The 4,288-nt window shown below is 67.4% G+C and carries 4 protein-coding genes; all 4 read left to right on the top strand.

The features are described 5' to 3' along the window. Window positions 1-65 precede the first annotated feature (65 nt). The 4 genes from coxB (at window position 66) to ACFWEK_RS19395 (ending at window position 4,234) form a co-directional block, all read left to right on the top strand. Window positions 66-989 carry a cytochrome c oxidase subunit II gene (gene coxB / locus ACFWEK_RS19410; protein ID WP_430545216.1) on the top strand — a complete coding sequence of 308 codons (924 nt, stop codon included), beginning with the start codon at window positions 66-68 and terminating at the stop codon, window positions 987-989. Beyond that, a complete protein-coding gene (gene ctaD, locus ACFWEK_RS19405; RefSeq protein ID WP_430545217.1) occupies window positions 989-2,809 on the top strand; it encodes a cytochrome c oxidase subunit I in 1,821 nt (606 codons plus the stop codon). The genes coxB and ctaD overlap by 1 nt, the downstream gene beginning before the upstream one ends. Further along, window positions 2,806-3,207 carry a cytochrome c oxidase subunit 4 gene (locus tag ACFWEK_RS19400; protein ID WP_429764282.1) on the top strand — a complete coding sequence of 134 codons (402 nt, stop codon included), beginning with the start codon at window positions 2,806-2,808 and terminating at the stop codon, window positions 3,205-3,207. Before ctaD ends, ACFWEK_RS19400 begins: the two co-directional genes overlap by 4 nt. 193 nt (window positions 3,208-3,400) lie before the next feature. Then, the gene (locus ACFWEK_RS19395; RefSeq protein ID WP_430555098.1) at window positions 3,401-4,234 is read left to right on the top strand and encodes an LppX_LprAFG lipoprotein; all 834 of its coding nucleotides are present in this window, start codon (window positions 3,401-3,403) and stop codon (window positions 4,232-4,234) included. Window positions 4,235-4,288 lie beyond the last annotated feature (54 nt).

The raw sequence follows: 4,288 nt of genomic DNA, 5'->3' as shown, positions 1-4,288 counted from the left end.
GTCCGCGTGCCTGTTGCCCAGAGGGGCCGTGGCGGTCGGGCAGGACGTGACGTGAAAGGCCTCCCTTGCACTCGAAGAGCCCCACCCGCACCCGGCGGGTCATCCTGCGCGCGACGGCTATCGCCGGCGCCGTCGCCGTGTTGGCCTCCGGTTGTGCCAGCGACTCCGTCAAGCGCGGATACCTGCCCGGCTACAGCGACGGGGAGGTGACCAACCAGACCGAGCGAATCACCAACCTCTGGGTCGGCTCCTGGATCGCGGCGCTGATCGTCGGTGTGATCACGTGGGGCCTGATGCTGTGGTGCGTCGCGGCGTACCGCAAGCGCCGGGACGACCACCAGCTCCCGATCCAGACGCGCTACCACATGCCGCTCGAGATCATGTACACGGCCGTGCCGACGATCATGATCCTGGTCCTGTTCTTCTACACGGACCGCGACATGTCGGCCGTGCAGGACACCAGCGCCGAGCCGGACGTGAACATCCAGGTCATCGGCAAGCAGTGGAGCTGGGACTTCAACTACCTGGACTCCGACGTCTACGAATCCGGGCAGCACCTGCTCGACGTCGGCGGCCAGACGATCGACGACGAGGTCGACGGTGCCCCGGGCACGTCGAAGGACGTCCCGACGCTGTACCTCCCGGTCGACCAGACGGTCGAGTTCACGCTGGACTCCCGCGACGTCATCCACTCGTTCTGGATCCCCGCCTTCCTGTACAAGCAGGACATGATCCCGGGCCGTACCAACACCTTCCAGGTCACCCCGACCCGTGAGGGCACGTACGCCGGCAAGTGCGCCGAGCTCTGCGGCGAGTTCCACTCCGGGATGCTCTTCAACGTCAAGGTCGTCTCGCAGGCGGAGTACGACGCCCACATGGCCGACCTCGAGGCCGCGGGGCAGACGGGCGAGCTCGGGCTCGACCTGAACCGCCAGCAGCACGACGCGAACTTCCCGCAGGAAGACACCCTCCCGGAGGTCGAGAACTGATGGCGGCCACGACTGCCCCCGCGCACGACGTCGAGGTCATCCCCGGTCTCGCGCCGAAGCGCCAGAACCTCGGTCGCACCGTGGTCAAGTGGATCACCTCCACCGACCACAAGACGATCGGCTACCTGTACCTCATCACGTCGTTCATCTGGTTCGCGGTGGGAGGCATCCTCGCCCTGCTGATCCGCGCCGAGCTGTTCATGCCCGGCCTGCAGGTGGTGCAGAGCAAGGAGCAGTACAACCAGCTCTTCACGATGCACGGCACGATCATGCTGCTGCTGTTCGCGACGCCCCTGTTCGCGGGCTTCGCCAACGTGATCATGCCCCTGCAGATCGGCGCGCCCGACGTCGCGTTCCCGCGGCTCAACATGTTCGCGTACTGGCTGTTCCTCTTCGGCGGCCTCATCGCGGCGGCGGGCTTCTTCACCCCGCAGGGTGCCGCGTCGTTCGGCTGGTTCGCCTACGCACCGTTGTCGAACACGACGTTCAGTCCAGGGCTAGGCGGAGACCTCTGGGTGTTCGGCCTCGCGCTGGCGGGCTTCGGCACCATCCTCGGTGCCGTCAACTTCATCACCACGATCATCACGATGCGCGCGCCGGGCATGACCATGTTCCGGATGCCGATCTTCACGTGGAACACGCTCGTCACGAGCCTCCTCGTGCTGATGGCCTTCCCGCCGCTGGCCTCCGCGCTCTTCGCGCTGGGCGCCGACCGCCGCCTCGGGGCGCAGGTCTTCAACCCCGAGAACGGCGGGGCGATCCTCTGGCAGCACCTGTTCTGGTTCTTCGGCCACCCCGAGGTGTACATCATCGCGCTGCCGTTCTTCGGCATCGTGTCGGAGATCTTCCCGGTCTTCAGCCGCAAGCCGATCTTCGGCTACAAGGGCCTGATCTACGCGACGATCGCGATCGCGGCGCTGTCCGTGACGGTGTGGGCCCACCACATGTACGTGACCGGCGCGGTGCTCCTGCCGTTCTTCGCCTTCATGACGATGCTGATCGCCATCCCGACCGGCGTGAAGTTCTTCAACTGGATCGGCACGATGTGGCGCGGGAAGCTCACGTTCGAGACACCGATGCTGTGGTCGATCGGCTTCCTCGTGACCTTCCTCTTCGGCGGGCTGACGGGCATCATCCTGTCCAGCCCCGCCCTGGACTTCCACCTGTCCGACTCGTACTTCGTGGTGGCGCACTTCCACTACGTGGTCTTCGGCACCGTGGTGTTCGCGATGTTCGCCGGCTTCTACTTCTGGTGGCCGAAGTTCACGGGCCGGATGCTCAACGAGCGGCTCGGCAAGGTCCACTTCTGGCTGCTGTTCGTCGGCTTCCACATGACGTTCCTCATCCAGCACTGGCTGGGCGTGGAGGGCATGGCCCGTCGGTACGCCGACTACATGCCCGAGGAGGGCTTCACCTGGGAGAACCAGGTGTCGACCATCGGCGCGTTCATCCTGGCGGCCTCCACGCTGCCGTTCCTCTGGAACGTCTACACGACCTGGCGCAACGCGCCGAAGGTCACCGTCGACGACCCGTGGGGCTACGGCCGCTCGCTCGAGTGGGCCACCAGCTGCCCGCCGCCGCGGCACAACTTCACCTCGCTGCCGCGCATCCGCTCGGAGTCGCCGGCCTTCGACCTGCACCACCCCGAGGTCGCGGCCATGGAGCAGGCGCCGGGTCACGGGCCGCTGGTCCAGGTCTACGGTGACCCGGACCGGCGCGGACACCAGCAGCTGGTCGAGGAGCGTCGCGACAACGCGCAGTCGTCCGCCGCCCAGTCGACCACCACGGTGATCGACGACGAGGAGGAGAACCGCAAGTGAAGATCGAGATCAAGCTCTTCCTGTTCCTCGCGCCGTTCTTCGTGCTCGTCGGAGTGATCTACGGCTTCGTCACGCACTTCCAGGAGCCGGTCGGCTACCTCGGCATCCCGCTGGTGGGTGCGCTCGTCGCGATGGTGGGCGCCTACCTCGCGCTCACCGCCCGTCGCATCGACCCCCGACCGGAGGACGACGAGGAGGGCGAGATCGAGCAGGGCGCCGGCGACCAGGGCGTGTACTCGCCGTGGAGCTGGTGGCCGCTGGTGATCGCCGCCGCCGCCGCGATCGCATTCCTCGGGCTTGCCGTGGGCTGGTGGGTGCTCTACATCGGCTTCATCCTCGGCGTCATCGGCCTCGTCGGCTGGGTGTTCGAGTTCAGCCGCGGGCAGCACGCCCACTGAGGCTTCTGCTCATCGGAGGGCCCCTCACGCGACTCGCGTGCGGGGCCCTTCGCCGTTCCTCGGGAGGGCGTCTGAGGGCCGAGGACGCGGGGACACGGATCGACAACGATCCGAGACGATGCGGTCCGACCCGCTCACCGCGCGACGGTCCCGTGATGCAATAAAATCTCACGATTCCCTGAGAAGGAGCATCATGCGCGTCCCCCAGAAGACCGTGGCCCTGGCATCGGCGGGCCTGGTCGCCCTCGCCCTGAGCGCCTGCGGGAGCGAGGAGCCCGCGGCACCCGCCGCCGGCGAGCAGGCCGCCGAGGAGCCGGCGGCGAAGATCGCGACGGTCTCGACGATGACGGACCTGGCCGGGCAGATGCAGGCCGCGCAGGAAGAGGCGTCGAGCGCGCACATGGAGCTGACGTACTCGGGTGAGCTCGCCGAGTCGGCCGGGATGACCGAGAGCACCACGTCGGCCGACGTGGCCTACGGCCCGACGTTCGACGAGACGACCATGCAGATGTCCATGGCGGTCATGGGCATGGACATGGACATCGTGCTGCTCGACGGCACGATCTACCTGTCCATGGGGGAGATGACCCAGGGCAAGTACCTGTCGATGACCGCTGAGGACATGGCGGAGGACCCGGCCCTCGCAGGCACGATCGACTCGATGGAGTCCATGGACACCGCCTCGCAGGCAGAGGCGATGGCGGACGCCGTCACCTCGTTCGAGCACACCGGCACCGAGACCGTCGACGGGGTCGAGACCCAGGTCTACACGGCCACGATCGACCCCTCCAAGGTGAAGGACGGCACGGCGGGCATCGACGCGTCGACCGCGGACCAGCTCGGCGAGATCTCCGCGATCTACAAGGTGGACCCGCGGGGCCTGCCCGTGGAGGCCGACATCACGATGGAGGTCGAGGGCCAGGAGATGGTCGTCGAGTCCACGTTCAGCAAGTGGGGCGAGCCGGTCGACGTCACGGCGCCCGCCGAGGACGACGTGATCCCGTACTCGGAGTTCGGTCAGGGCTGACCCGGCCGCCGGCAGCCTGACAGAGCACAGGGGCCCCGCACGCAGCGCGTGCGG

Source organism: Isoptericola sp. NPDC060257, from assembly GCF_042726645.1.
GTDB classification, from domain to species: domain Bacteria; phylum Actinomycetota; class Actinomycetes; order Actinomycetales; family Cellulomonadaceae; genus Isoptericola; species Isoptericola nanjingensis.
This window is presented reverse-complemented; position numbering and strand designations above follow the sequence as displayed.